Origin of the sequence: Solwaraspora sp. WMMD937, from assembly GCF_029581175.1 — a bacterium.
In the GTDB taxonomy this organism is placed as follows: domain Bacteria; phylum Actinomycetota; class Actinomycetes; order Mycobacteriales; family Micromonosporaceae; genus Micromonospora_E.
On the sequence record NZ_CP120738.1, the window covers coordinates 6,263,314 to 6,286,996 of the forward strand.

At 71.8% G+C, this 23,683-nt stretch carries 19 protein-coding genes and 1 pseudogene; 5 read left to right on the forward strand and 15 right to left on the reverse strand.

Annotation, left to right across the window (positions count from 1 at the left end; genetic code table 11):
* Window positions 1-131: 131 nt before the first annotated feature.
* Genes O7621_RS27680 through O7621_RS27690 form a run of 3 tightly spaced genes read right to left on the reverse strand, consistent with a single transcriptional unit; the run spans window position 132 to window position 3,247 of the window.
* The gene (locus O7621_RS27680; protein ID WP_282231923.1) at window positions 132-1,028 is read right to left on the reverse strand and encodes a carbohydrate ABC transporter permease; all 897 of its coding nucleotides are present in this window, start codon (window positions 1,026-1,028) and stop codon (window positions 132-134) included.
* Window positions 1,025-1,954 (reverse strand): sugar ABC transporter permease, encoded by a 930-nt coding sequence (locus tag O7621_RS27685; RefSeq protein WP_282231924.1) that lies wholly within the window; start codon window positions 1,952-1,954, stop codon window positions 1,025-1,027. The genes O7621_RS27680 and O7621_RS27685 overlap by 4 nt, the downstream gene beginning before the upstream one ends.
* Before the next feature lie 9 nt (window positions 1,955-1,963).
* Window positions 1,964-3,247 (reverse strand): extracellular solute-binding protein, encoded by a 1,284-nt coding sequence (locus tag O7621_RS27690; protein ID WP_282231925.1) that lies wholly within the window; start codon window positions 3,245-3,247, stop codon window positions 1,964-1,966.
* A 258-nt stretch (window positions 3,248-3,505) separates the two neighbouring features.
* On the opposite strand from O7621_RS27690, the gene O7621_RS27695 reads away from it, so the two are divergent.
* Window positions 3,506-5,131 carry a glycoside hydrolase family 43 protein gene (locus O7621_RS27695; protein ID WP_282231926.1) on the forward strand — a complete coding sequence of 542 codons (1,626 nt, stop codon included), beginning with the start codon at window positions 3,506-3,508 and terminating at the stop codon, window positions 5,129-5,131.
* 13 nt (window positions 5,132-5,144) lie between these two features.
* Here the strand turns inward: O7621_RS27695 and O7621_RS27700 are convergent, their stop codons facing one another.
* The 5 genes from O7621_RS27700 to O7621_RS27720 all read right to left on the reverse strand — a co-directional run bounded on the left by O7621_RS27700 (window position 5,145) and on the right by O7621_RS27720 (window position 9,348).
* A complete protein-coding gene (locus O7621_RS27700) occupies window positions 5,145-5,903 on the reverse strand; it encodes a beta-ketoacyl-ACP reductase (protein ID WP_282231927.1) in 759 nt (252 codons plus the stop codon).
* Between the two features lie 101 nt (window positions 5,904-6,004).
* A complete protein-coding gene (locus O7621_RS27705) occupies window positions 6,005-7,279 on the reverse strand; it encodes an MFS transporter (protein ID WP_282231928.1) in 1,275 nt (424 codons plus the stop codon).
* Between the two features lie 46 nt (window positions 7,280-7,325).
* Window positions 7,326-7,601: a ubiquitin-like small modifier protein 1 gene (locus tag O7621_RS27710; RefSeq protein ID WP_282231929.1), complete on the reverse strand. Its 276-nt coding sequence runs from the start codon at window positions 7,599-7,601 to the stop codon at window positions 7,326-7,328.
* A 1-nt stretch (window position 7,602) separates the two neighbouring features.
* Window positions 7,603-8,703 carry a sialidase family protein gene (locus O7621_RS27715; RefSeq protein WP_282231930.1) on the reverse strand — a complete coding sequence of 367 codons (1,101 nt, stop codon included), beginning with the start codon at window positions 8,701-8,703 and terminating at the stop codon, window positions 7,603-7,605.
* Window positions 8,704-8,817: 114 nt separating this feature from the next.
* Complete coding sequence (locus tag O7621_RS27720; protein WP_282231931.1) at window positions 8,818-9,348, reverse strand: hypothetical protein; 531 nt, start codon at window positions 9,346-9,348, stop codon at window positions 8,818-8,820.
* A 305-nt stretch (window positions 9,349-9,653) separates the two neighbouring features.
* Between O7621_RS27720 and metH the strand changes: the two genes are divergently transcribed.
* On the forward strand, window positions 9,654-13,343 hold the full coding sequence (gene metH, locus O7621_RS27725) for a methionine synthase (RefSeq protein WP_282234763.1): 3,690 nt from the start codon (window positions 9,654-9,656) through the stop codon (window positions 13,341-13,343).
* Window positions 13,344-13,370: 27 nt separating this feature from the next.
* Here metH and O7621_RS27730 read toward each other — a convergent pair whose 3' ends face one another.
* From O7621_RS27730 to O7621_RS27740, 3 genes are all read right to left on the reverse strand, one after another.
* Window positions 13,371-14,261 (reverse strand): hypothetical protein, encoded by an 891-nt coding sequence (locus O7621_RS27730; RefSeq protein WP_282231932.1) that lies wholly within the window; start codon window positions 14,259-14,261, stop codon window positions 13,371-13,373.
* 47 nt (window positions 14,262-14,308) lie between these two features.
* On the reverse strand, window positions 14,309-15,217 hold the full coding sequence (locus tag O7621_RS27735; protein ID WP_282231933.1) for a phosphatase PAP2 family protein: 909 nt from the start codon (window positions 15,215-15,217) through the stop codon (window positions 14,309-14,311).
* 90 nt (window positions 15,218-15,307) lie between these two features.
* Complete coding sequence (locus O7621_RS27740; protein ID WP_282231934.1) at window positions 15,308-15,934, reverse strand: hypothetical protein; 627 nt, start codon at window positions 15,932-15,934, stop codon at window positions 15,308-15,310.
* A 114-nt stretch (window positions 15,935-16,048) separates the two neighbouring features.
* Here O7621_RS27740 and O7621_RS27745 point away from each other — a divergent pair, with 114 nt between their 5' ends.
* Together O7621_RS27745 and O7621_RS27750 are read left to right on the forward strand one after the other, a co-directional pair.
* Window positions 16,049-17,314, forward strand: coding sequence for a GNAT family N-acetyltransferase (locus O7621_RS27745; RefSeq protein ID WP_282231935.1), 1,266 nt, complete (start codon window positions 16,049-16,051; stop codon window positions 17,312-17,314).
* A gap of 320 nt (window positions 17,315-17,634) precedes the next feature.
* Window positions 17,635-17,820, forward strand: a pseudogene (locus O7621_RS27750) (hypothetical protein); the annotation flags it as partial.
* 58 nt (window positions 17,821-17,878) lie between these two features.
* Here O7621_RS27750 and O7621_RS27755 read toward each other — a convergent pair.
* The 4 genes from O7621_RS27755 to O7621_RS27770 all read right to left on the reverse strand — a co-directional run bounded on the left by O7621_RS27755 (window position 17,879) and on the right by O7621_RS27770 (window position 20,817).
* On the reverse strand, window positions 17,879-18,346 hold the full coding sequence (locus tag O7621_RS27755) for a ribose-5-phosphate isomerase (protein WP_123603168.1): 468 nt from the start codon (window positions 18,344-18,346) through the stop codon (window positions 17,879-17,881).
* A 65-nt stretch (window positions 18,347-18,411) separates the two neighbouring features.
* Window positions 18,412-19,611 (reverse strand): DUF1015 family protein, encoded by a 1,200-nt coding sequence (locus tag O7621_RS27760; protein ID WP_282231936.1) that lies wholly within the window; start codon window positions 19,609-19,611, stop codon window positions 18,412-18,414.
* A gap of 192 nt (window positions 19,612-19,803) precedes the next feature.
* On the reverse strand, window positions 19,804-20,040 hold the full coding sequence (locus O7621_RS27765) for a hypothetical protein (RefSeq protein WP_282231937.1): 237 nt from the start codon (window positions 20,038-20,040) through the stop codon (window positions 19,804-19,806).
* A 150-nt stretch (window positions 20,041-20,190) separates the two neighbouring features.
* Window positions 20,191-20,817: a DsbA family protein gene (locus O7621_RS27770; RefSeq protein WP_282231938.1), complete on the reverse strand. Its 627-nt coding sequence runs from the start codon at window positions 20,815-20,817 to the stop codon at window positions 20,191-20,193.
* 220 nt (window positions 20,818-21,037) lie between these two features.
* On the opposite strand from O7621_RS27770, the gene pepN reads away from it, so the two are divergent.
* Entirely contained in the window at window positions 21,038-23,590 is a 2,553-nt protein-coding gene (pepN, locus tag O7621_RS27775; protein WP_282231939.1) for an aminopeptidase N, read from the forward strand.
* Window positions 23,591-23,683: the final 93 nt, after the last annotated feature.

The following is a 23,683-nucleotide window of genomic DNA, read 5'->3' on the forward strand; positions in this document are numbered from 1 at the left end:
CCGGAACAACCACCCCCGGGCCGGCTTGTCCCGCCGACCGGCCAGCTCGGCGGGACTGTCGTCACCGCGCGACGCTCATCCGGGTCGCCCGGTCAGCCCTTGGTCGCCCGGTCAACCCTGGTGGCACCAGCTCAGCCCTTGGTGGCACCGGCGGTGAGCCCGCCGATCAGCTGACGTTCGGCGATCGAGTAGAAGGCCAGCGCCGGGACCATCGCCAGCACGACGTACGCCAGCACCTTGGCGCTGTCGTCGGCGTACTGGCCCTGGAACTCCTGCACGCCCACCGGGATGGTCCACCAGTTCGGGTCGTTGAACACCACCAGCGGAAGCATGAAGTTGTTCCAGCTGGCCACGATGGCGAGCACCGACACGGTGGCGATCGCCGGCCGGGCCATCGGCAGCAGGATCCGCCAGAAGAAGCCGAACGGCGTACAGCCGTCGAGGATCGCCGACTCCTCCAGCTCCCCCGGTATGGCCCGGAAGAAGGACCGCAGGATGATGATCGTCACCGGCAGGCCGAACGCGGCCTGCGGCAGGATCACCCCGAGCGGGTTGTCCAGCAGACCCATGGTGCGCAGCAGGATGAACAGCGGCAGGATGGCGACCGCGAACGGGAACATCAGCCCGATCGTGAAGAACAGGAACAGCAGTTCCCGCCCCCGGAACGCGTACCGGGCGAAGACGAACGACGCCAGTGCCGCCACCCCGACCACGATCACCGCGGTGGCCAGCGCGATCAGCGTGCTGTTGAACAGCTGCCGCCAGAACGATCCGGAGCCGAGGATCTCGAGGTAGTTCTCCGGTATCCACGGCGATGGCAGACCGAACGGATCGTTGGACAGTTGGCGGTTGTCCTTGAACCCGCCGAGCAGCGCGAAGGCGATCGGGACGACGATGATCAGCCCGACGATGATCGAGACGGTGTGCAACGACAGGGACCGGGCCGGGCCGGGCAGCCGCGACACCCGGCCGGCAACCCGGTCGGCCCGCTGCGGCCGGGGCCGTGCGGTACGGGTCGGGGCGCTCATCGCTGGTCCCCCATGGTGGTCATCGCTCCTTCGAGGTCGCGGCGCAGGATGAAGCGTTGGTACAGCACGGCGAAGGTCAGGCTGATCAGGAACATCGCGATGCTGATCGCGCTGGCGTAACCCACCTCGAAGCGCCGGAACCCGTACTGGAACATGGTCACCGCCATGGTCTCCGACGCGTTCAGCGGACCACCGCCGGTGAGTACCCAGACCAGGTCGAACAGCTGGATGCTGCCGATCACGGCCAGGAACATCGAGATCCGGATGGTCGGGGCCAGCAGCGGCAGCGTGACGTGCCGGAAGATCTGCCAGCCGCCGGCGCCGTCGGTCGCCGCCGCCTCGTGCAGTTCCCGGGGGATGTTCTGTCTGCCGGCGAGCAGCAGGATCATGTGGAAGCCGAAGTACTTCCAGGTCATCACCAGGAACACCGAGTACAGCACGGTCGCCGGGTCGGACAGCCAGGTCGAGCTCAGGCTCTCCAGGCCGACCAGGCCCAGCACGTGGTTGGCCAGGCCCCGGTTCGGGCTGAAGACCATGGTGAACAGGACCGCGGTGATGACCTCGGACAGCACGTACGGGGCGAAGAACAGCACCCGGTAGACCGCCCGGCCGCGCAGCTTCTGGTTCAGCAGCAGGGCCAGCCCCAACGCGAGCGGCAGCTGGACGGTGACCGACAGCACCACCAGCAGGGCCCCGCGTCGCAGGTCGCCGATGAAGACCGGGTCGTCGAGCAGCCGGACGAAGTTGTCCAGGCCGATGAAGTCGGTCGGTAGGCCGCCGAACCCGTTCCAGCGGAACAGACTGGTGTACGCCGCGACCAGGATCGGGACGACGACCAGCACGCCGAACAGCACCAGCGCCGGCAGCAGGAACAGGCCGATGGTGATCCGGTCGCTGATCCGGCGACGTCTCAGGTTGCGGTCCATCGTCGCCGGTCAGCGCTGAGCGACGACGGTGACGGCCTCGGCGACCTGCTCCGGGGTCATCTGCCCGGCGATCAGTTCGGCGACCCGGTCGTTGACCTCCTGGCCGACCGCCGGTGCGTACGCCTGGTCCAGGTAGAGCTGGAAGTTGCTGGCGTCGGCCAGGGTCTCGGCGACGGCGGCGAGGTTGGGGTCCTCGATCGCGTCCTCGGCGCCGATGGTGACCGGCAGGAACGCGCCGGTTGCGGCGGCCCGGCGCTGCTTGTCCACCTGGCTGATGAACTCCAGGAACCGGATCGCGACCGGCGAGGCGTCGCGGCCGATGGCGAACCCGCCGCCACCGCCGAACGCGTCGGAGGCCGATCCCTGACCGCCGTCGACCGCCGGGAACGGGAAGAAGCCGAGGTCGGTGCCGATCCCGCCCTCGACGCCGGACGCCTCCTCCTGGACAGCCGGGGCCCACTGGCCCATCAGCTCCATCGCCGCGTCACCGTTGCCCATCGCCGCGGCCTGGCCGTCGGGTTCACCGTACGACGCGCCGAGGAAGCCCTCCTGGAACGGTTCGAGGGCGACCAGCTCGGCGAGCCGTTCGCCGGCGCCGATGAACGCCGGGGTGGTGAAGTTGTTGTCCTCGCCGGCCTGGCTCAGCGCCTCGACGCCGCCGATGCGCATCGCGAGGTAGGCCCAGTAGTAGTGGCCGGGCCACTTCTCGCCGCCGGCCAGCGCGATCGGTGTGATCCCGGCTGACTTGAGTCGGCCGACGACCTCGAGGTACTCGGCCCAGGTCCGCGGCGGTGCGGTGATGCCAGCGTCGGCGAACAGCGCCTTGTTGTACCAGAAACCGACCATGCCGATGTCGAACGGTACGCCGTAAAGCCGTCCGTCGATCTCGTACGGCAGCGTCGAGGCCGGCTGCAGGATGTCCCGCCAGGGGGCGACCGCGTCGGTGATGTCCTGGCACAGCCCGGCCTCGACCTGCTGCCGGAGCACGCCGCCGCCCCAGGTGTGGTAGATGTCCGGCGGGTCGCCGGCCTGGGTGACCGTGGTCAGCCTGGCCTTGAACGCCTCGTTCTCCAGCGGGGTGATGGTGATGCCGACGCCTTCGTTCTGCGCCTGGAACTCCTCCGCGAACGCCGCCCAGACGGGCAGCATCGGGTCGGTGTTCTGGATGTGCCACCACTCGATGCCCGCACTGTCGCTTCCGGAGTCGCCGCACCCGCCGAGCGCGACCGCGCCGGCTCCGAGGCCGGCGAGGCTCAGCAGCGTACGGCGGGAGAAGTGGATCGGTGTCGCCATGTGCCGTCCCCTCAGGTAAGCGGCGAGCGTGGTCCCACCCACCGCTGAATGCCGAGCAATCGACCGGTGTCACCGAAAATTTCACCTGCGGAACGCCATGAATTGGTGACGTTGCGCACGCTACGGCGGCGTTACCGCCCGGTCAAGACCCGGTTTCCACACAACGACCGTCGTCAACGGGCCGCAGAAGCCTCCTCGAGTGGCATACTTTCCGGAAAACTGCCGAAGATTTCGCCAGCCAAGCCCGGAGGACCACCGATGCCGACCGACACGACCGACGTGGCCACCTCGGCCCGGGTCATCACCAACCCCGTGCTGCGCGGGTTCTACCCCGACCCGTCGGTGCTGCGCGTCGGCGACGACTACTACCTGGCCACGTCGACCTTCGAGTGGTACCCGGGGGTGACCCTGCACCACTCTCGGGACCTGGTGCACTGGCGCCCGCTCGACGGGATCCTCACCGAACGACGGCTGCTGGACCTGACCGGTGCCGGGGACTCGTGCGGGGTGTGGGCACCCGACCTGACGTACGCACACGGACTGTTCCACCTGGTCTACAGCGACGTCGCCAGCTTCGCCAGCGGCTACTGGGACCCGCAGAACTACCTGATCACCGCCCCGTCGATCGACGGCCCGTGGTCCGACCCGGTGCCGCTGCACGCCCACGGCTTCGACGCGTCGCTGTTCCACGACGACGATGGCAGCACCTGGCTGCTGGCGATGACCGCCGACTGGCGGCCGGGGCGCGACCGGTTCGGCGGCATCGAGATCCAGCGCTACGACCGCGACGCCCGGCGGCTGGTCGGCGACCCGGTCACCATCTTCACCGGTACGCCGACCGGGCTCACCGAAGGCCCGCACATCTACCGGCACGACGGGTGGTACTACCTGGTCACCGCGGAGGGCGGCACCAGCTGGGAGCACCAGGTGACCGTCGCGCGGTCCCGCGCCCTGCTCGGGCCGTACGAGGCCGACCCGGCCGGACCGATGCTCACCTCCGTCGGCCGCCCCGAGCTGGCCCTGCAGAAGGCCGGGCACGGCAGCCTGGTGCAGACCCAGCGCGGCGAGTGGTACCTCGCCCACCTGGTCGGTCGGCCCTACAGCCCACTCGGGCGGTGCGTCCTCGGCCGGGAAACCGCGATCCAGCGGGTCGACTGGTCCGCCGACGGCTGGCCGCGGGTCGCCGGCCAGATCCCGGCCGAGCAGGTGCCCGCCCCCGACCTGCCGGCGCACCCCTGGCCCGCCGAGCCGTCCACCGACCACTTCGACGCCGCGACCCTCGGCCCGCGCTGGTCGACCCTGCGCCGACCGGCCGGGCCGGACTGGACCGACCTGACCAGCCGCCCCTCACACCTGCGCATCGTCGGCGGCCAGTCTCCGGTCGGACGGCAACGCCCCAGCCTGGTCGCCCGCCGGGTGACCGCACCGAACTGCGTCCTCGAGACGCTCGTCGAGTTCCGCGCGGCCACCCCCCGCCAGCTCGCCGGGGTCACCGGCTACTACAACACCGAGAACTGGCACTACGCCTATCTGACCCGCACCGACGACGGGCGCCAGGAGCTGCAGCTGCTCAGCTGCGACAGCGGCCGCCGACAGTCCCACCCGCAGGCCAGCGTCGACGTCACCGACGTCGCACGGCTCGGGCTGCGGGTGGTGTTCGACGGCCCGGTGCTGAGGTTCGGCTACCACCGGGGCGACCACTGGCGCGAGCTGCCGGTCGAGCTGGACGCCACCATCCTGTCCGACGAGTACGCCGCCCGGATGACCGACGGCGAGCCGGAGGCCTGGGGCTTCACCGGCGCCTTCGTCGGACTGTGGGTGCAGGACATCGGCAACGACGGCGGGTACGCCGACTTCGACCACGCCACCTACCGGGAGCTGTGAGCGGCGGGCCGGGTTACCGGGCACCACCGTTGACGTACAGCGTCTGCCCGCTGACGTAGGACGCGTCCTCGCTGGCCAGGAAGGCGATCACCGAGGCGATTTCAGCCGGCTGGCCGACTCGGCGCAGCGGCGTCTGCTCCGCGACCTGCCGGCGGTGCTCGTCCGGGTCGACCCCGATCCGGGCGGCCACCGCCGCAGTCATCGACGTCGCCACGAAGCCGGGTGCGACCGCGTTCACGTTGATCCCGTACGGCCCCAGTTCGATCGCCAGGGTGGCGGTGAGCCCCTGCACGCCGGCCTTGGCGGCGGCGTAGTTGACCTGACCACGGTTGCCCAGCGCCGACCGGCTGCTCAGGTTGACGATCTTGCCGTAGCGGGCCGGCACCATGTGCCGCTGCGCCGCCCGGCAGCAGTGGAACATGCTGGACAGGTTGGTGCGCAGCACCGCGTCCCAGTCGTCGGCCGGCATCCGGAACAGCAGGTTGTCCCGGGTGATCCCGGCGTTGTTGACCAGGATGTCGAGCCGCCCGTGCGCGTCGACTGTCTGGTCGACCATCGCGTCGACGGCGACCGGGTCGGTCACGTCACAGCCGACCGCGACCGCGCTGCCGCCGGCCGCGACGATCTCGTCGACCACCGGACCGGCCCGCTCGGCGGTCAGGTCGACCACCGCCACCGTGGCACCCTCGGCGGCCAACCGCCGGGCGGTGGCTGCCCCGATACCCTGCGCGGCTCCGGTGACCAGGGCGACCCGGTCGGCGAATCTGTCCATCGAAGCGGCTCCTTCGGCGCTGGGGTGAACCGGCGGGGGGTGTTCGCCGGTGCGGACCCTCGGGTCGGCGCAGACCATTGTGCCCGGTGCCGGACGGTCGCTCACGGAGTGGGATCCCGGGCGTCGTAGTGAGCGAACGTCGGCTGGTGGCGGGCCAGCGCCGCCAGCACCACCAGGCAGGCCAGGCCACCGGCGACCGCCGCGACCGCCTCACCGGTCAACTGCGCGGTGGCGCCGAGCACCAACTGGCCCAGCTGCGGGCCACCGGCGACCACCACGATGAACACCCCCTGCAGCCGACCGCGCAGCGCGTCCGGCGTCGCCGCCTGCAGGATCGTCATCCGGAACACCGAACTGACCGCGTCTGCCGCGCCGGCCAGCAGCAGCACCGCCACCGCCGCCCACAGCAGCGGATGCGCACCACCGCCCGGTGCCGGCCCCGGCGCCGCAACGACGATCAGCCCGAACACGGTGATCGCCACCGCCCAGCCGGCCACCGACACCAGCACCGCCAGGCCCTGCCGGCGCACCGCACCCAGCGGCCCGGAGAGCAGGCTCGCCGCCAGGGTGCCGCCGGCGATGCCGGCAGTGAGCAGCCCCACCGTGGTGGCCCCGCCGCCGAGCGCGGTCGCGCCGATCGCCGGGAACAGCACCCGGGGCATGGCCAGCACCATCGCCGCCAGGTCGACCAGGAACGTCATCCGCACGTTCGGCCGGGTGCCGAGGAACCGCAGGCCTTCCCAGACCGAGGCGAGCCCGGCCCGGCGGACCTCGCCTTCCGGTGGGATCGACGGCAACGCCACCAGGGTGGCCAGGGCCACCGCCACCAACGCCACCTCGATCAGGTAGGTCCCGGGGTAGCCCCACCAGCCGACCAGCACCCCGGCCAGCAACGACCCGGCCGTGTAGGCCACACCCATGGACAGGTTGGACAGGGCGTTCGCCGCCGGCAGCAGGCCGATCGGCAGCAGCCTCGGCACGATCGCGGTACGGGCCGGATTGTTGATCGCGAACAGCCCGTTCTGCGCCGCGACCAGGCCGTACAGCAGCCCGACGCTGCCGACGTCGAACAGCGCCTGCCCGGTGAAACCCACCCCGACCAGCAACAGGCCGGTGGAGGTGGCAACCACCACCCGCCGCCGGTCGTACGCGTCGACCACCGCACCGCCGTACAGGCCCAGCGCCACCAGCGGCACCAGCGCGAAGAACCCGACCAGGCCGACGTTGAATGTGGAACCGGTGAGAGCGTAGACCTGCAGACCGACCGCCACCGTGGTCAGGCTGGTGCCGATGCCGGACAGCGAGGCGCCGAGCCACATCCGGCGGTACGGCGCGCTGGCCCGCAACGGGCCGAGGTCGATCAGGAGACTGGGCACCATCGGATCATGCCCCGCGCCACCGCCCGGAATGACGTGTGCCGGGTCACCCGCCAGCGACCGACGGGATCACCTGCACCTGGGCACCGGCCGGGACCGGGGTGTCCAGACCGCCGCTGTGCCGGTGGTCGGCACCGTCGACGTAGACATTCACGTACCGCCGGATCTGGCCCTGCTCGTCGCGGATCCGGCGGGCGAGTCGTGGCCAGCGGCGGGTCACCTCGTCGAGGACCGCCCGCAGCGTGCCGTCGGCGTCGACGCAGAGCCGGGCCTGCCCACCGCTGTCCGCCCGCAGCGCGCCCGGCACCAGCAGCGTCACCACCTCACACCACCGCGGCCCGGACACAGAGCACGTCCGGCAGGCCGGTGGCGACCGGCTGCCAGGAATCGCCCTCGTCACGGCTGGCGAACACGTCCCCGCTGCGGGTGCCGAAGTAGACCCCGGCGGTCGACGCGTCATCGGTGGTCAGCGCGTCACGCAGCACCGCCGGATAGTACGGGTGCTGCGGCAGTCCGGCGGTCAGCGGCTGCCAGGTGGCACCGGCGTCGGCGGACCGGAACACCCGGCACCGGTCGTCGACCGGGAACCGCCGCGAGTCGGCGACCAGCGGGAACGTGTAGATCACCCCGGACCGGTGCGGGTGGGTGGCGATCGGGAAGCCGAAGTCGCTGGGCAGGCCGTCGGCGATCGACGACCAGGTGGCCCCGGCGTCGTCGGAGCGGTAGACGCCGTGGTGGTTCTGCGCGTACAGCCGGTCCGGGTCGACGGCGTCCCGGGCCACCTTGTGCACACACTGGCCGAACTCGGGCCACTCGTCGGGCAGGAAGTACGCGCGGATGCCGGTGTTGCCGGGTGCCCAGCTCGCCCCGGCGTCGGCGGACCGGTAGACGCCGCCGGTGGACATGGCGACCAGCATGGCCGCCGGGTCCCGCGGGTCGGGCAGGACGGTGTGGATCGCCTGGCCGCCGAAGCCGGCCTCCCACTGCGGCCGGTGCGGGTGCTCCCACAACGGCCGGACCAGCTCGAAGCTGGCCCCACCGTCGGTCGACCGGAACAGCGCCGAGGGCTGGCTGCCGGCGTACACCACGTCGGGTTCGGCGGCCGACGCCGGCGTGAGCTGCCAGACCCGCTCCAGGGTGGCCCCGGTGTCGGCCGGGAAGGCGACCGGCGGCTGCTCCGGCTCGGACCAGGTGTGCCCGAGGTCGTCGCTGGTCGCGACGCTGGGCCCGTAGTGCGAGCTGGCCACCGAGGCGAGCAGCCGGGGCGCCGCCCGGCGTTTGTCGATCGCCACCGCGTACACCGCGGTCATCGGGAAGTGCGGGCCGCTGACCTGCCAGCCGCGCCGGTCGTCGGTGCTGGTCGCGAGGAACAGACCCTTCTCCGTGCCGATCGCGAGCAGCGCCCCGGTGTGCGGTGTCCCCATCGATCCCTCCTGGTCACCTCTGGTCACCGGCCGGCGACGTCGCCGGCCCGAACCGGAGTATGCCGAGGCGGACCGACAATTCAGGTCAGGTCAGCTGGGGTGGCGAGCTCGACGTCAGCCGGGATCGGCCGTGCGGGCGAAGCCGTACCGCTCGGCGTGGTCGGGATCGGCCGGATCGATCTGGCGCAGCCCTTCGTCGGCCAACCGCTTATTGATTTCGTCGAGGTGGTCGCGGACCAGCCTGGCCTCATCGTCGGTGGTCTTGCCGCGGTGCGGTTTGCCGGCGTGCTCCAGGGTCGCGTAGTCGACCCGCTCGGCGGCCTTGCGGCTGGCCTTGGCCGGTTTGACCCGCTCGGCGGTACGCAGCAGCTGGGCCATCGGCACGTCGGTGGCGAGCGAGTCGAACTCGCTGGCGGTCAGTACCACCCGACGTGGTTCGCCATCGCCCTGTCCGTCGTGGATCTCCACGACGGCGACGTCGAGCGCCGCGTCGTCGATGCTCTCCACCTCGTCCGGCCGGGCCTCCAGCCGCACCGGACCGGCGACCAGGTCGGGATGTTCGAGGACGACGATCCGCACCAGCTCGTCCGCCGAGTCCAGCACGGCACCGCTGAAATCGGAGACGTACACCGTCTTCCTGCCCATGTCGATAGATCTCCCGTCGGTCCGGATGGCTGCCGGGCGTCCGCTGGCGGCGGAGCCGGTCACCGAAGCTACCCGACAGGTGTGCGAAGACCGCAACAGCCGGGTCACTGGTGTGTCCGACCGGGCCGGCTAGAATCATCCGGGTGCCCGGACCGGGCCACGGGTAGGATCACCACGAGGTCGAGAGGCGCTGCGACGGGCCGCGAGAAGCCCGCCACGCTCGGCCACGATCACGGCCCCTGATCGGGCGTGACCACCAGACAAGGGCGCCTCCGAGCTACCAGCGGAGGTGTCAGGTGAAGCATTTGTCACGCGCCAGCGACAGCGAGCGGGCGCTGCGGGAGTTGCTTAGTCAGCGGATCGCGGTGCTCGACGGTGCCTGGGGCACCATGTTGCAGGGTGCCGGTCTCACCCCGGCCGACTACCGTGGCGACCGGTTCGGCGACCACCCCCGCGACGTCACCGGCGACCCGGACCTGCTCAACCTGACCCGCCCGGACGTAATCCTCGACGTGCACCGGCAGTATCTGGCCGCCGGCGCGGACATCACCACCACCAACACGTTCACCGCGACCAGCATCGCCCAGGCCGACTACGGTCTGGAGGCGTACGTGCCGGAGATGAACCTGCGCGGCGCGCAGCTGGCCCGGCAGGCAGCCGACGAGTTCGGCGGCCGGTTCGTGGCCGGCTCGGTCGGCCCGCTCAACGTCACGCTGTCGTTGTCGCCCCGGGTGGAGGATCCGGCCTACCGCGCCGTCACCTTCGACCGGGTGAAGGCGACGTACGCCGAGCAGCTGACGGCGCTCGCCGAGGGCGGCGTCGACCTGCTGCTCATCGAGACGATCTTCGACACGTTGAACGCGAAGGCGGCGATCGCGGCGGCCCGCGAGGTGGTGCCGCAGCTGCCGCTGTGGATTTCGGTGACCATCGTCGACCTGTCCGGGCGGACCCTGTCCGGGCAGACCGTCGAGGCGTTCTGGCGCTCCGTCGAACACGCCCGGCCGCTGGTCGTCGGGGTGAACTGCTCGCTCGGCGCGGAGGAGATGCGCCCGCACGTGGCCGAGTTGGCCCGCATCTCGGACAGCTATGTCGCCTCCCACCCGAACGCCGGTCTACCGAACGCGTTCGGCGGCTACGACCAGACCCCCGACGAGACCGGCGCGATGCTGGCCGACTTCGCCGACAGCGGGATGGTCAACCTGGTCGGCGGGTGCTGCGGCACCACGCCGGCGCACATCACCCGAATCGCCGAGGCGGTCGCCGGGAAGGCGCCGCGGCCGGTGCCGCAGCCGGCGCGGACCAGCCGGTTCAGCGGGCTGGAGCCGTTCGAGATCGGCCCGGACACCGGGTTCGTGATGATCGGTGAGCGGACCAACGTGACCGGGTCGGCGAAGTTCCGCCGGCTGATCGAGGCCGGCGACTTCCAGGCCGCCGTGGACGTGGCGCTGGACCAGGTCCGGGGCGGGGCGAACCTGCTCGACGTCAACATGGACGCCGACCTGCTCGACAGCGAGCAGGCGATGGTGACCTTCCTCAATCTGATCGCGACCGAGCCCGAGGTGGCCCGGATCCCGATCATGATCGACAGCTCGCGGTGGAGCGTGCTGGAGGCCGGCCTCAAGTGCGTACAGGGCAAGGCCGTGGTCAACTCGATCAGCCTGAAGGAGGGCGAGGAGGTCTTCCTCGACCAGGCCCGCAAGATCCGCGAGTACGGGGCCGGGGTGGTGGTGATGGCCTTCGACGAGCTGGGCCAGGCGGACACCACCGAACGCAAGGTCGACATCTGTGCCCGCGCGTACGACCTGCTCACCGGGGAAGCCGGGTTCGACCCCACCGACATCATCTTCGACCCGAACGTGCTGGCCGTCGCCACCGGGATCAGCGAACACAACGGGTACGCCAAGGCGTTCATCGACGCGCTGCCGCTGATCAAGCAGCGCTGCCCGGGTGCCCGCACCAGCGGCGGCATCTCCAACCTGTCGTTCTCGTTCCGGGGCAACGACGTGGTCCGCGAGGCGATGCACTCGGCGTTCCTGCTGCACGCCGTGCGGGCCGGGCTGGACATGGGCATCGTCAACGCCGGGCAGCTCGCCGTCTACCAGGACATCCCGGCCGACCTGCTGGAGCTGGTCGAGGACGTACTGTTCGACCGCCGCCCGGACGCCACCGACCGGCTGGTGACCTTCGCCGGCACCGTCTCCGGCTCCGGCACGAAGCGCGCCGTCGACCTGTCCTGGCGGGACGCCCCGGTCGCCGACCGGCTGTCGCACGCGCTGGTGCACGGCATCGTCGACTTCATCGAGGCAGACACCGAGGAGGCCCGCCAACTGGCGGCCCGGCCGCTCGACGTGATCGAGGGGCCGTTGATGGACGGCATGAAGGTCGTCGGCGACCTGTTCGGCTCGGGCAAGATGTTCCTGCCGCAGGTGGTCAAGAGCGCCCGGGTGATGAAACGGTCGGTGGCCTACCTGGAGCCGTTCCTGGAAGCGGAGAAGGAACAGGCCCGGCAGGACGCCGCCAACGCACCGGCCGGGCAGGAGACCGCCGCCGAGGGCGGTGGGGAACGCGGACCGGGCACCGTGGTGCTGGCCACCGTCAAGGGCGACGTGCACGACATCGGCAAGAACATCGTCGGGGTGGTGCTGGGCTGCAACAACTACCGGGTCATCGACCTGGGAGTGATGGTGCCGGCCGCGAAGATCCTGGACACCGCGGTCGCTGAGAACGCCGACGCGGTCGGGCTGTCCGGCCTGATCACCCCGTCGCTGGACGAGATGGTCACCGTCGCCGGCGAGATGCAGCGGCGTGGGCTGAAACTACCGCTGCTGATCGGCGGGGCCACCACCTCCCGGCAGCACACCGCGGTGCGGATCGCACCGGCGTACGACGGGAGCACCGTGCACGTGCTCGACGCGTCCCGGGTGGTCGGGGTGGTCTCCGACCTGCTCAGCGCCGACCGGGTGGAGCAGTTCGACAGCGACAACCGGGCCGAGCAGGACCGGCTGCGCGAGCAGCACACCAACCGGCGGCAGCCGCTGCTCACCCTCGCCCAGGCCCGGGCCAACGCGGAGCCGGTGTCCTTCGAGGATCTGCCGGTACCGGCGTTCACCGGCGTACGGTACGTCGAGCCCGGCCTCGACGAGCTGCGACCGATGATCGACTGGCAGTTTCTCTTCCTCGCCTGGGAGCTCAAGGGCAAGTACCCGGCAATTCTGGAGCAGCCGGTCGCCCGCGAACTGTTCGACGACGCCAACACGATGCTCGACCAGATCATCGCCGACGGATCGTTGCGGGCCCACGGCGTCTACGGCTTCTGGCCGGCCCACTCCGAGGGCGACGACCTGGTTGTCGCCGCCGGACAGGCCGACCCGCCGGGCGGCGGCACCGACACCGACCGGCCGGTACGGATCCCGATGCTGCGCCAGCAGACCACCAAACCCGCCGGGCGGCCGAACCGCTGCCTCGCCGACTACGTGGCACCGGCCGGGGACCATCTCGGTGGTTTCGCGGTGGCCGTGCACGGCGCGGAGGAGCTGGCCGCCGGATACGAGGCCGCTCAGGACGACTACCGGGCGATCATGGTGAAGGCGTTGGCGGACCGGCTGGCCGAGGCGTTCGCCGAGCACCTGCACCTGCGGGCCCGACGGGACTGGTACGAGCCGGACGCCGACCCGGACGTGGCCGACCTGCACGCCGAGCGGTTCCGCGGCATCCGACCGGCGCTGGGCTACCCGGCCAGCCCGGACCACAGTGAGAAGTGGCAGTTGTTCGACCTGCTGGGCGCCGGGCGGGCCGGCATCGAGCTGACCGAGTCCGGGGCGATGACCCCGGCAGCCAGCGTCAGCGGTCTGCTCTTCGCCCACCCGGCGTCGCGGTACTTCACTGTCGGACGCATCGGCCGGGACCAGGCCGAGGACTACGCGGCCCGGCGTGGGATGCCGCTCGCCGAGGTGGAGCGCTGGCTGCGCCCCAACCTCGGCTACGAGACCGACTGAGTCCGCACAGCGCGGGCTGGGGAGGAATCAGCCCGCGGCGGTGAGGTCCGAGCAGTCCGTCTCGTCCGGCAGCAGCGGGCGCAGGGTCACCGTCCACCGCTTACCCGCCGACGTCCACGGGGTGGCGGTGGTCGCGTCCGCCGCTGCGGACCGCAACTTCTCCAACGCCTCCCCGGTGACCGTCACGCAGCCGAGATCGAGCGTCTCGGACAGCGCTTCGCCGGGCAGTTCCGGGCCGGGCCAGGCCACCTCCGGCTGGCTGGCGTCGACGGACTCGTCGACCGCCACCCACGGCTCGGCGACCGCGGCGATCGCGTGCGCGACGTACGGCTCGGAGTCCTCCGGTGCCGCGCCGACACCGCCGGACAGCTCGGTGAGCGAGTCGGCGAAGTCCCGCAGCTTGTCCCGGGCGGCGACCTGCTCCTCGGTCAGCCCGGCGTCACCGGAGGCGTCGTCGGACAACGCGTAGACCTCGAGTTGTTCGACGCCGTTGTCGGTCAGCACGGTGAACCGGGTCGACGTCGCGTCGGCCACCGGCGGCCGGCCCAGGTCCTGCTCGGTGCCGACCCCGGCGGCCAGCGCCTGCTTGACCAGCTCGTCGACCTGCTCCGCGCTGATCGTCTGCACCTGCAGGTTCGGCATGGCCGGACCGGGGTAGACCAGGATGGTGGGGCCCTGGGTGATCACTCGGCCGTCGGCGTACACGCTGACCACCGGTAGCCGGGTCAGCAACGCCGCCGGCATGGTGAAGCCGCCGGTGTGGTCCACCCGCAGGACCAGCGTGTCGGCCGGCAGCGACGACCCGCCGGCGGCGCCGTCGGTGGACGAGTCGGTGCCCGGGTTCTGTCCGCACGCGGCGGTGAGCAGCAACAGGGAGGCGGCGGTGGCCGCCGCCCGTACGCCTCGAAAAATCGTCATGTCTGCTGAGACGTCGCTCGATCCCGATCGGTTCCACCCCAACCGGTTCAGTTCCCACCCGCCGGATCCGGGTTGGTGGACGCCGGGGCCGGTACGGTGTAGCCGGCCGTCCCCAGCACCAGGGCCAGGGTGACCGCTGCCGTTCCGGCGATCCCCGCCGCGCTGCCCGCGTACGCCACGAACAGCCGCCGACGGCTCAGCGCCTCCAGCGGCAGCCCGGTCACCTGGTCGGTCACCGCCATCGCGGCCCCGGCCGCCGCCAGCAGTCCGACCCCGGCGAGCAGCAGCAGCGCCAGCGACATCGGGTGGTGTTCGCTAGGGCGCAGCTCGTCGTCCGGCGACCGGGCCAGCGTGAGCGCGAGCATCCCGGCCGCCGCCCACGCCCCGACGACCAGCAGCGCCGCCACCGCGTCGCTGGGCCGGTGCCAGCCGGCGGACAGGGTGGCGACCCCGGCGGCCGCCGCGTAACCGGCACCAGCGAGGGCGCCGATGCCGCGCAGTGCCGCTGGCAGCACCAGGACCAGCGCCACCGCGACCGAGGCGGCAACCGTGGTGTGCCCGCTGGGCAGGCTGTTGGCCAGGTTCGCGTCGACCGGGTCGACCCCGAACGACGGCCGGGCGACGGCGTACTTGACCCACTGGGTGGTCAGGTTGGAGCCGGCGATCACCCCGGTGGCGACCACCGCCAGCAGGACCCGGCCCCGGATCAGCGCGATGAACCCGATCACCCCGGTGGCCAGGGCGAGCGAGGCCACCGAGACCACACCGAGCACGGTGTTCGCCGGCCCGTACGCCTCGTCCTGGCCGATCGAGTTGCCGGTCAGCGCGATGGTGTCCAGCCACTGGCCGCGCCAGGTCCGCACGAAGACCCACCAGACCACGCCGAAGGCCGCGGTCTGGCCGGCGGCCAGCAGAAGGCACCAGACGCCCAGGAGCACCGCGCCGCGACTGCGCATGCCGTCACGGTAGCCGCCCGGCCCGGCTCCCGCGCTCGGTCAGAACGTCCCGCGCCCGGTCACGACGTGGGAACCCGGAATCTCAGCACGTCAGAACCAACCAGCGAACCAGTTCCAGACGCTGACCACCCATTCGGTCTGCCGCAGGTAGGCGAACCCGACAACGATCAGGTACGCCCCGGTCACCATGTGCGCGGCACGGGCACCGTGTCGGACCCGACCCAGCTGGCGTTCCAGCACCACCCGGCCGATCACCCGGCACAGCGCGAACAGACCCGCCCCGACCAGCATCGTCAACACGAAGGTCAGCACCGGGCTGGCCAGGTTCCCCCTGGCGGAGATGGCCCAGACCCCCCAACAGACGAAGGCGAACAGGCCACCCAGCACGCTCCACTCGCCACCGCGACGCAGCTGGGCGAGCTGCTGACTCAGCGGTGGCCGGGGCGGTCGGATCCGGCCGTCCGACCAGCCCGGCCCGACCTCCGACGGCCAGCCCGTGCCGGTCGGCTCGTGCGGCGCGGTGAACTCGGCGGTCGGCGGCGGCCCGCCCCGGCCGACCTGCGCCACCCCGCGCCGGAAAAGGCCGGCGACACCCGGTGCCGTCGGCTGGTCCGCGTCCGGTGCCGTCGGCTGGTCCGCGTCCGCTGCGCCGGGAGCCGTGCGCTGCGGCGGCACCTCCACGGTCCGCTCGGCCCAGGGTGTATGCCGATCTGCCATCTTTCCTCCCCACGGGTGCGGGCGGACCCCCGTACCATTTAGACGCTCACATCCGAGAGTAGCGAGCCGGCAAATGGGTCGCCGACCCCGCCACCGATCGGTTAGACAGAGCAGATGGATGCACCGTTTCCGATCCGGGCTGGCATGCCGCAGGACTTCGACCCGGTGATGGAGTTGCTGCTCGCGGCCTTTCATCAGAACCCGGACCCGGACCTGCACGACGTCGAGCGGGGCGTCTTCGAGCCGGACCGGTCGCTGGTGGTCACCGACGGCGACCGGGTGGTCGGGCACGCGGGGGCGTACACCAGGGAGTTGACCGTGCCCGGCGCGGTGCTGCCCGCCGCCCACGTCTCCATGGTCGTGGTCGCCCCGACCGACCGTCGGCGCGGGCTGCTTACCCGGCTGATGCACCGCCAGCTGCGCGAGCTACGCGACGGCGGCGAATCGGTCGCGGTGCTGTGGGCCAGCGAGGGCCGCATCTACCCGCGGTACGGCTACGGGATGGCCGCGCAGCGGCTGGAACTGGATGTCGACCTACGGGAGACCCGGGTGCTCGACCCGGCCGGCCCGGGCGCGGGCGCGGGCGCCGACCCGTCCGCTGGCCCTGGCGTCGGGTCGCTGCGCGTCGGCGACCCCGGGCAGCTGCGGCCCGAGCTGGCGGCGGTGTACGAACGGCTGCGCCCCGGCCGTCCCGGCTGGTCCGGCCGGGACGACCGGTGGTGGCGGAACGTGCTGGCCGACAGCCCGGCCCGCCAGTCCGGCCAGACCGCGCTGCGGGTGGTGCTGCACGACGGTCCGACCGGCCCGGACGGCTACGCCCTGTGGCGCACGGTGGGCGGCTGGGACGCCCGTGGGCCGAAGGGCCGGGTACGGGTGACCGAGGCGGTCGCCGGCAGCGTCGACGGATACCGGGCCCTGTGGCGGTTCCTCACCGGCATCGACCTCAGCCGGGCGCTCTCCTTCCGGTTCGCGGCGCTGGACGAGCCGCTGTTCCAGCTGGTCGACGAGCCCCGGCAACTCGGTGCAGCGCTCGCCGACAGCCTCTGGGTGCGGCTGGTCGACGTCGCGGCGGCGCTGTCCGCCCGCCGGTACGCCACCGGGGTCGACGTGGTCGTTGATGTCTCCGATCCGCTGCTGCCGGAGAACTCCGGCCGCTGGCGGCTGACCGGCGACCGGGAACAGGCCTGCTGCGTACCCACCGACGAACCGGCGGACCTCGCCTGCGGGGTGGCCGATCTGGCGGCGGTGTACCTGGGCGGCCCGGCGCTGCGGTCGCTGGCCGACGCCGGTCGGGTACGCGAGCTGCGTCACGGTGCGGTGGCCGAGGCCAACACCGCGTTCGGCTGGGACCGCGCCCCCGCCGGCATCGAGATCTTCTGAGCCGGTCGCGGTACGGTCGACGGATGGCGGACTTCGAACGGCGCAGGCGACGGCACCGGCACGGTGCCCCGCCGCAACGCCCCGACAGCGGACCGGCCAGCGCCAGCACCGCTGAGGTGCACGATCCGGAGCCGGACAGCACTCCGCGCACTCCGGAGCCGGACGGCAGGCCAATACCAGGGCCGGGGCCACGTCCGCAGTCACTGGGACCGCGTGCTCCGGAGCCGTCGCAGCGCGTCCCGGAGCCACCGCCGACGCACCGTCAGCGCCGGCAGACGTCGGGCCGTTCCGCCGGCGGCGGGGGCGGCGGCGACGACCGGGAAGCCGACCGTGGCCTGCGCGGGCTGGTCGGTTCCGGCACCTCGCAGGTCAGCACCTCGGCCGCGCTGCGGGCGCGGGACGCGTCCCGCCCCAGTGAGGACGACCTCGCCTGGGCCGAGGAGACCCTGACCATCGTCCGCCGGCACTGGGTACCCCGGGAGGAACTGCCCCGCCGGGAGCGGTGAACCGGCCGGTTCCCCGCGAACCACCGAACGCCGGAACGCAGCGCCGTGGCGTCCCTGGTCAGGGCAGCGCGGGCAACTCCCGGTCGACCTCGTACGCGGCGACCTGGGCGATCCGGCGGGCGTGCCGGTCGTTGCCGGAGAAGCCGGTGGCCAGGAACGCCTCCACCAGCGTGGTCGCCTCGTCGAGGGTGTGCTGGCGGGCGCCGATCGCAACGACGTTGGCGTCGTTGTGGGTGCGCGCCAGCTGCGCGGTCTCCAAATTCCAGGCCAGGGCCGCCCGCACCCCGGGCACCTTGTTGGCGGCGATCTGCTCGCCGTTGCCGGAGCCGCCGATCACCACTGCGAGGCTGCCCGGGTCGGCGACCACCCGGGTCCCGGCGTGCAGACAGAACGCCGGGTAGTCGTCGTCCGGGTCGAACTCGTGCGGCCCGACGTCGGTCACCTCGTACCCCTGCTTGGCGAGGTGGTTGACCAGATGCACCTTGAGCTCGTAGCCGGCGTGGTCGGCTGCCAGGTAGACGCGCATACCTGCAGTCTCTCAGCGCCGGCAGGCAGGCCGTACAGCCGGGTCAGCCGGTCCTGCGTAACGGCTCAGCCGATCTCGGCCAGCACCAGGCCGCCGCGCGCCTTCGGGGTGAACCAGGTGCTCTTGCGGGGCAGCTTCTGCCGGGCCAGGTTCACCGCGACGAAATCGTCGACGGTGACCGGGGCGATCAGCACAGCCAGCTCGGCCCGACCGGCGTCGACCTCCCCGGTGAGCCAGCTGGCCGGGTAGTCGCCGCCGACGTAGGTGATCCGCTTGTCGCCCGGGTCGAGGCCGAGCACACCACGCAGCAGCACCCGCTCCACCAGGGCGTGGTCGAGGTTGTCCACCCGGTCACCGCCGCCGGTCGGCAGGGTGACCTGGTAGCCGCGTCCGGCCAGGTAGAGCCGTACCTCGCCGCCGGCAGCCGGAACTGTCGGCGCGCCGTCGAGCGCGGTCACCGCCGCACCGGCGGCCCGCAGCCCGGCCAGCGTCTCGTCCGGGCTCAGGGTCAGCTCGCTGACCAGCCGGTTGTACGGCTGGATGGCCACCGACGCGGGAGTGGTGACCACTGCCAGGAACCGGGACAGGCCGCCGGTCTGCGCGGCCAGACTGCGGTGGTTGCCGTCGGCGACGACCAGCTCACCGCCACCGGCCAGGGCACAGAGCCGCTGCTGCAGCTCTCCCGGACCGACCGGCCAGATCGCATGGGTACGGCCGGCCTGGTCCAGGTCGGTCGCCGCCGGCGCGCCGGCGGCCTCCGCTGCCTCGGCGAGCGCGGCGTGCAGATCGTCGCCGCGCCCGGTCTGCAGCAGCAGTACCGGGGAGAGCAGATGGCCGACCGCCTCGGCGAGCGCTACCCGCTCCCGGACCTTGGCGATGAACACGTCCTCATTGCGGATCACCAGGCCCGGTTCGTCGGCGCTGGTGGAGATCTGGTCAGTGTCGACCATCACGAACAGGCCGTACGCAGCCGCGTCGCTAGCCGGCTCGGTGATCCGGTAGAGCACGGCGACCTGCTCGGCCGGCGTGTAGCTACCGTCGGCGCGGGCCTCGGCGAGCCGACGGGCGGCCGCCGGCAGGCAATCGAGAAACGACCGGCCGAGGCTGTCCGGCGCCCGGTGCGGCATCTCCACCGCCAGCGCGCTACGGGGATTCGCCTCGATGATCGCGGTGATCTCGGCGTCGTCGGCGAACTCGTCGTAGTTCTGCGCACCGGTCTCACCGGTGGTGATCCAGGCGCGGGGAATCGGGTGAACGACCGTCATGGCGCGGACGCTACCGGCGGGGTCCGCTGTGACGACCGATACATCGGCCGTGTCCACCGGATGGACGCCGACCTGGTCGCCGGACCAGCCCGACGGACGCGGGCCCGGTCGCCCGGGCAGGTGAAACGGACAGCGGCCCGGTCGCCCGGGCCGCTGTCGACGGCGGTGGTCGCAGTGACCGGCCGGACCGGATCACCCGACCGGGGTCGGGCGCCGGTGCCGGCCACCGCCGGACCGGGCCGCCGGGACCGCGCCGACCGTCGCCGCCGGCAGCCCCGACGGTACGGCGACGGGCACCCGCTCCACCTCGTGGACCGACGGTTCCCGCCGGTGCCGGCTGCCGTCACTCGGCGCGCCCCAGACCTGGGCGGCGATCGCCTCGCGCAGCACGGGCAGATCCCAGTAGTCGGAGTCGATGTCGACCAGCATGTTGACCTCCGATGCGTCGGTGTGGCCCGGTCTCCTACCGGGCCGGCGGGGTGAACATCCTGGGCAACGACGTGGCCTGGGACGCGTCACGTGCGCCGCGCAGCGACACGCCGGGCGACGTCGAACTCGTCCCCGACGCCGACGAATTGGTCAGTCGAACGTGGGATCCACCTCGCGGGACCGCTTCAGCTCGTAGAATCCCGGCGTCCCGGCGACCAGCAGCACACCGTCCCAGAGCCGCCCTGCGGCCTCCCCGCGCGGCACCGGGGTGATCACCGGGCCGAAGAACGCGACCTGGCCGGCACCCTCCGGACCCGGGGCGTGGATCACCGGCGTACCGACGTCCATCCCGACCGGGGCCATCCCGGCGGCGTGGCTGGCCCGCAGCGGGCCGTCCCAGGCCGGATCGTCGGCGGCGGCGGCCAGCGCCGGGTCCAGCCCGGCCTCGGTCAACGCGGCGGTGTAGAGCTCCGGTCCGGTCGGCTGCTTCTCCAGGTGGATCCGGTTGCCCAGCGCGGTGTAGAGCGCTCGTACCGCAGCGTCGTCGTGGTCCTGCTGGACCGCGACGGCGACCCGGACCGCCCCCCAGGCCCCGTCGAGCAGCTTCCGGTAGCTGTCCGGCAGGTCACGGCCCTCGTTGAGCACGGCCAGGCTCATCACCCGGAACCGCACGTCGACCGGCCGGATCTGTTCGACCTCCAACAACCAACGTGAGGTGATCCAGGCCCACGGGCACAACGGATCGAAGTACATGTCCACGGTCTGACGGTCCGACATCAGACTCTCCTTCTTTTTGTCCGGCGGCTTTCCGCCGCCATTGTCCGGGTCACCTCGTCAGATACCGCCCCAACCCACCAAGTCCAGGATCTGGGCCGGCCTCGCCAGGCCCCCACGACGTGAAAGACTTGGCCGAACGGGGTCATTCCCAGCTGTCCCCGACGCCGCCGACGTCGACGTCGGCGGTTGAACGATTGGACGGAGGCACACGGTGGCTGGAGTGCGCAATCTGACCCAGGTCGAGGCGGCCGAACGCGCCCGCCTGCTCGACGTGACCGGGTATGACATCCACCTCGACCTGTCCGCCGCCGGCAGCGCAACGGACAACCGGGTGTTCCGCTCGACGACAACGGTCACCTTCCGTTGCGCCGAGCCCGGAGCCAGCACGTTCATCGAGGTGGCGGCGGACCAGCTGCACTCGGCGACGCTGAACGGCCAGCGACTCGACCCGTCCGGCTGGTCGGCCGAGTCCGGGCTGGCCCTGCCGGACCTGGCTGCGGAGAACACGCTGGTCGTCGAGGCCGACTTCATCTACTCGGCCAGCGGGCAGGGGCTGCACCGCAGCGTCGACCCGGTCGACGGAGAGACCTACCTGTACAGTCAGTTCGAGACCGCCGACGCGCAGCGGGTGTACGCCTGCTTCGACCAGCCGGACCTGAAGAGCGTCTACACCTGGCACGCCGTCGTACCGGCCCACTGGCGGGTCATCTCGAACATGCCGGTGGCCGCCGAGGAGCCGGCCGGGCCGGACACCAAGACCGTCCACTTCGCCGAGTCGGCCCGGATGAGCACCTACATCACCGCGCTGTGCGCCGGCCCGTACCACGAGGTGCGACGCAGCCACGACGGCGTCGACCTGGGCTACTTCTGCCGGGCCAGCATGGCCGAGCACCTCGACGTCGACGACCTGCATTTGATCACCGCACAGGGTTTCGACTTCTTCCAGGCCCAGTTCGGGGTCCGCTACCCGCTGCCCAAGTACGACCAGATCTGGGTGCCGGACTTCAACGCCGGCGCGATGGAGAACTTCGGCGCGGTCACCCACGCCGAGGCGCACTACATCTTCCGTTCCCAGGTCACCGACTTCGAGTACGAGCAGCGGGCCAACACCGTGCTGCACGAGCTTGCCCACATGTGGTTCGGCAACCTGGTGACCATGCGCTGGTGGAACGACCTGTGGCTGAACGAGTCGTTCGCCGAATGGGCCAGTCACTGGTGCAACTCGGAGGCGACCCGGTTCACCGACGCCTGGACCACCTTCCTGTCGGTCCGCAAGAACTGGGGCTACCGGCAGGACCAGCTCTCCTCCACCCATCCGGTCTACTGCGAGATGCCGGACCTGGAGGCGGTCGAGGTCAACTTCGACGGCATCACGTACGCCAAGGGCGCCAGCGTGCTCAAGCAGCTCGTCGCGTACGTGGGTCTGGAACCCTTTCTCGCCGGTCTGCGCACCTACTTCCAGCGGCACGCCTGGGGCAACGCCACCTTCGACGACCTGCTCTCCGAGCTGGAGGCCGCCTCCGGCCGGGAGCTGCGCAAGTTCGCCGCCCAGTGGTTGGAGACCGCCCAGGTCAACACGCTGCGGCCGGAGCTGTCGGTCGGCCCGGACGGCACCTACCAGCAGGTCGCGGTGCTTCAGGAGGCACCGGCCGGGCACCCGACACTGCGTACCCACCGGATCGGGGTCGGCCTCTACGACCTGATCGACGGTCGGCTGGTCCGCCGGCACCGGGCCGAGGTCGACATCAGCGGCGAGCGCGCCGAGCTGGTCGGCCTGGTCGGGCTGCCCGCCGCCGACGTGCTGCTGCTCAACGACGACGATCTGAGCTACACCAAGCTGCGGCTCGACCCGGCGTCGATGGCCAACGTGGTGCAGCACATCAGCGCGTTCGAGTCGTCGCTGGCGCGGGCGCTGTGCTGGGCGGCGGCCTGGGACATGGTCCGGGACGGGGAGCTCGCCGCCCGCGACTACGTCGCCCTGGTGCTCACCGGGCTGCCCAACGAGACCGACATCAACCTGGTGACCGCGACCCTGCGGCAGGCCACCAACACACTGACCTTCTACGCCGAGCCGGGCTGGGCGGCGCAGGGCTGGGCCGACCTGGCCCGGACGGCCCGGGCGGCGCTGCAGGCGGCGGAGCCGGGCAGCGGTTTCCAGCTGGCCTGGGCGCGCAGCTACGCCATGGCGGCCCGCTCCGACGGCGACCTGGCGGTGCTGCGTGGCTGGCTCAACGGGGCAGACGTGGTGCCGGGGCTGACCATCGACACCGAGCTGCGCTGGACGGTGCTGCAGTCGTTGGCCGCCAACGGCGCCGCCACCGGCGAGCAGATCGACGCGGAGCTGGCCCGGGACCGGACCGCCAGCGGTGAGCGGGAGGCAGCCCTGGCCCGCGCCCTGCTGCCGGACCCGGCCAACAAGGCCGCCGTCTGGGCCAAGCTGACCGGGCCGGACAGCCTGCCGAACTGGCAGCACCGGGCGTTGCTGCAGGGTTTCCAGCACTCGACGCAGGTGGAGCTGACCGAGCCGTACCGGACGGCGTACTTCGACGTGTTGGGCCGGATCTGGGCCACCCGGGACAGCGAGCCGGCGCAGGAGTTCGTCATGCTGGCCTACCCGGCGTACCTGGTCTCCCAGGAGACGGTCGACGCGACGGACGAGTGGCTGGCCGGCGAGGGTCACCCGGCTCCGCTGCGCCGGCTGGTCGCTGAGGGCCGCGACGGGGTGGTCCGGGCGTTGACCGCGCGGGCCACCGACACGGCCGCCGCCCGCTGAGCGACTCCCGTCCCGGGCATCATCGAGGTGAGGCTGAGACACCTTACGACGCAGATTCGAGGTATATCAGCCTCACCTCGATGCGGCTCTCCG

What these genes read in the sequence shown, in the direction of transcription:
- O7621_RS27740 (WP_282231934.1), bottom strand. Translation starts at nt 15,934, where the DNA reads ATGGCAGATCGGCATACACCCTGGGCCGAGCGGACCGTGGAGGTGCCG.
- O7621_RS27720 (WP_282231931.1), bottom strand. Translation starts at nt 9,348, where the DNA reads ATGGGCAGGAAGACGGTGTACGTCTCCGATTTCAGCGGTGCCGTGCTG.
- O7621_RS27685 (WP_282231924.1), bottom strand. Translation starts at nt 1,954, where the DNA reads ATGGACCGCAACCTGAGACGTCGCCGGATCAGCGACCGGATCACCATC.
- O7621_RS27735 (WP_282231933.1), bottom strand. Translation starts at nt 15,217, where the DNA reads ATGCGCAGTCGCGGCGCGGTGCTCCTGGGCGTCTGGTGCCTTCTGCTG.
- O7621_RS27730 (WP_282231932.1), bottom strand. Translation starts at nt 14,261, where the DNA reads ATGACGATTTTTCGAGGCGTACGGGCGGCGGCCACCGCCGCCTCCCTG.
- O7621_RS27755 (WP_123603168.1), bottom strand. Translation starts at nt 18,346, where the DNA reads ATGCGCGTCTACCTGGCAGCCGACCACGCCGGCTACGAGCTCAAGGTG.
- O7621_RS27695 (WP_282231926.1), top strand. Translation starts at nt 3,506, where the DNA reads ATGCCGACCGACACGACCGACGTGGCCACCTCGGCCCGGGTCATCACC.
- O7621_RS27765 (WP_282231937.1), bottom strand. Translation starts at nt 20,040, where the DNA reads ATGCTGGTCGACATCGACTCCGACTACTGGGATCTGCCCGTGCTGCGC.
- O7621_RS27770 (WP_282231938.1), bottom strand. Translation starts at nt 20,817, where the DNA reads ATGTCGGACCGTCAGACCGTGGACATGTACTTCGATCCGTTGTGCCCG.
- O7621_RS27715 (WP_282231930.1), bottom strand. Translation starts at nt 8,703, where the DNA reads ATGGGGACACCGCACACCGGGGCGCTGCTCGCGATCGGCACGGAGAAG.
- O7621_RS27760 (WP_282231936.1), bottom strand. Translation starts at nt 19,611, where the DNA reads ATGACGGTCGTTCACCCGATTCCCCGCGCCTGGATCACCACCGGTGAG.
- O7621_RS27690 (WP_282231925.1), bottom strand. Translation starts at nt 3,247, where the DNA reads ATGGCGACACCGATCCACTTCTCCCGCCGTACGCTGCTGAGCCTCGCC.
- O7621_RS27680 (WP_282231923.1), bottom strand. Translation starts at nt 1,028, where the DNA reads ATGAGCGCCCCGACCCGTACCGCACGGCCCCGGCCGCAGCGGGCCGAC.
- O7621_RS27700 (WP_282231927.1), bottom strand. Translation starts at nt 5,903, where the DNA reads ATGGACAGATTCGCCGACCGGGTCGCCCTGGTCACCGGAGCCGCGCAG.
- O7621_RS27745 (WP_282231935.1), top strand. Translation starts at nt 16,049, where the DNA reads ATGGATGCACCGTTTCCGATCCGGGCTGGCATGCCGCAGGACTTCGAC.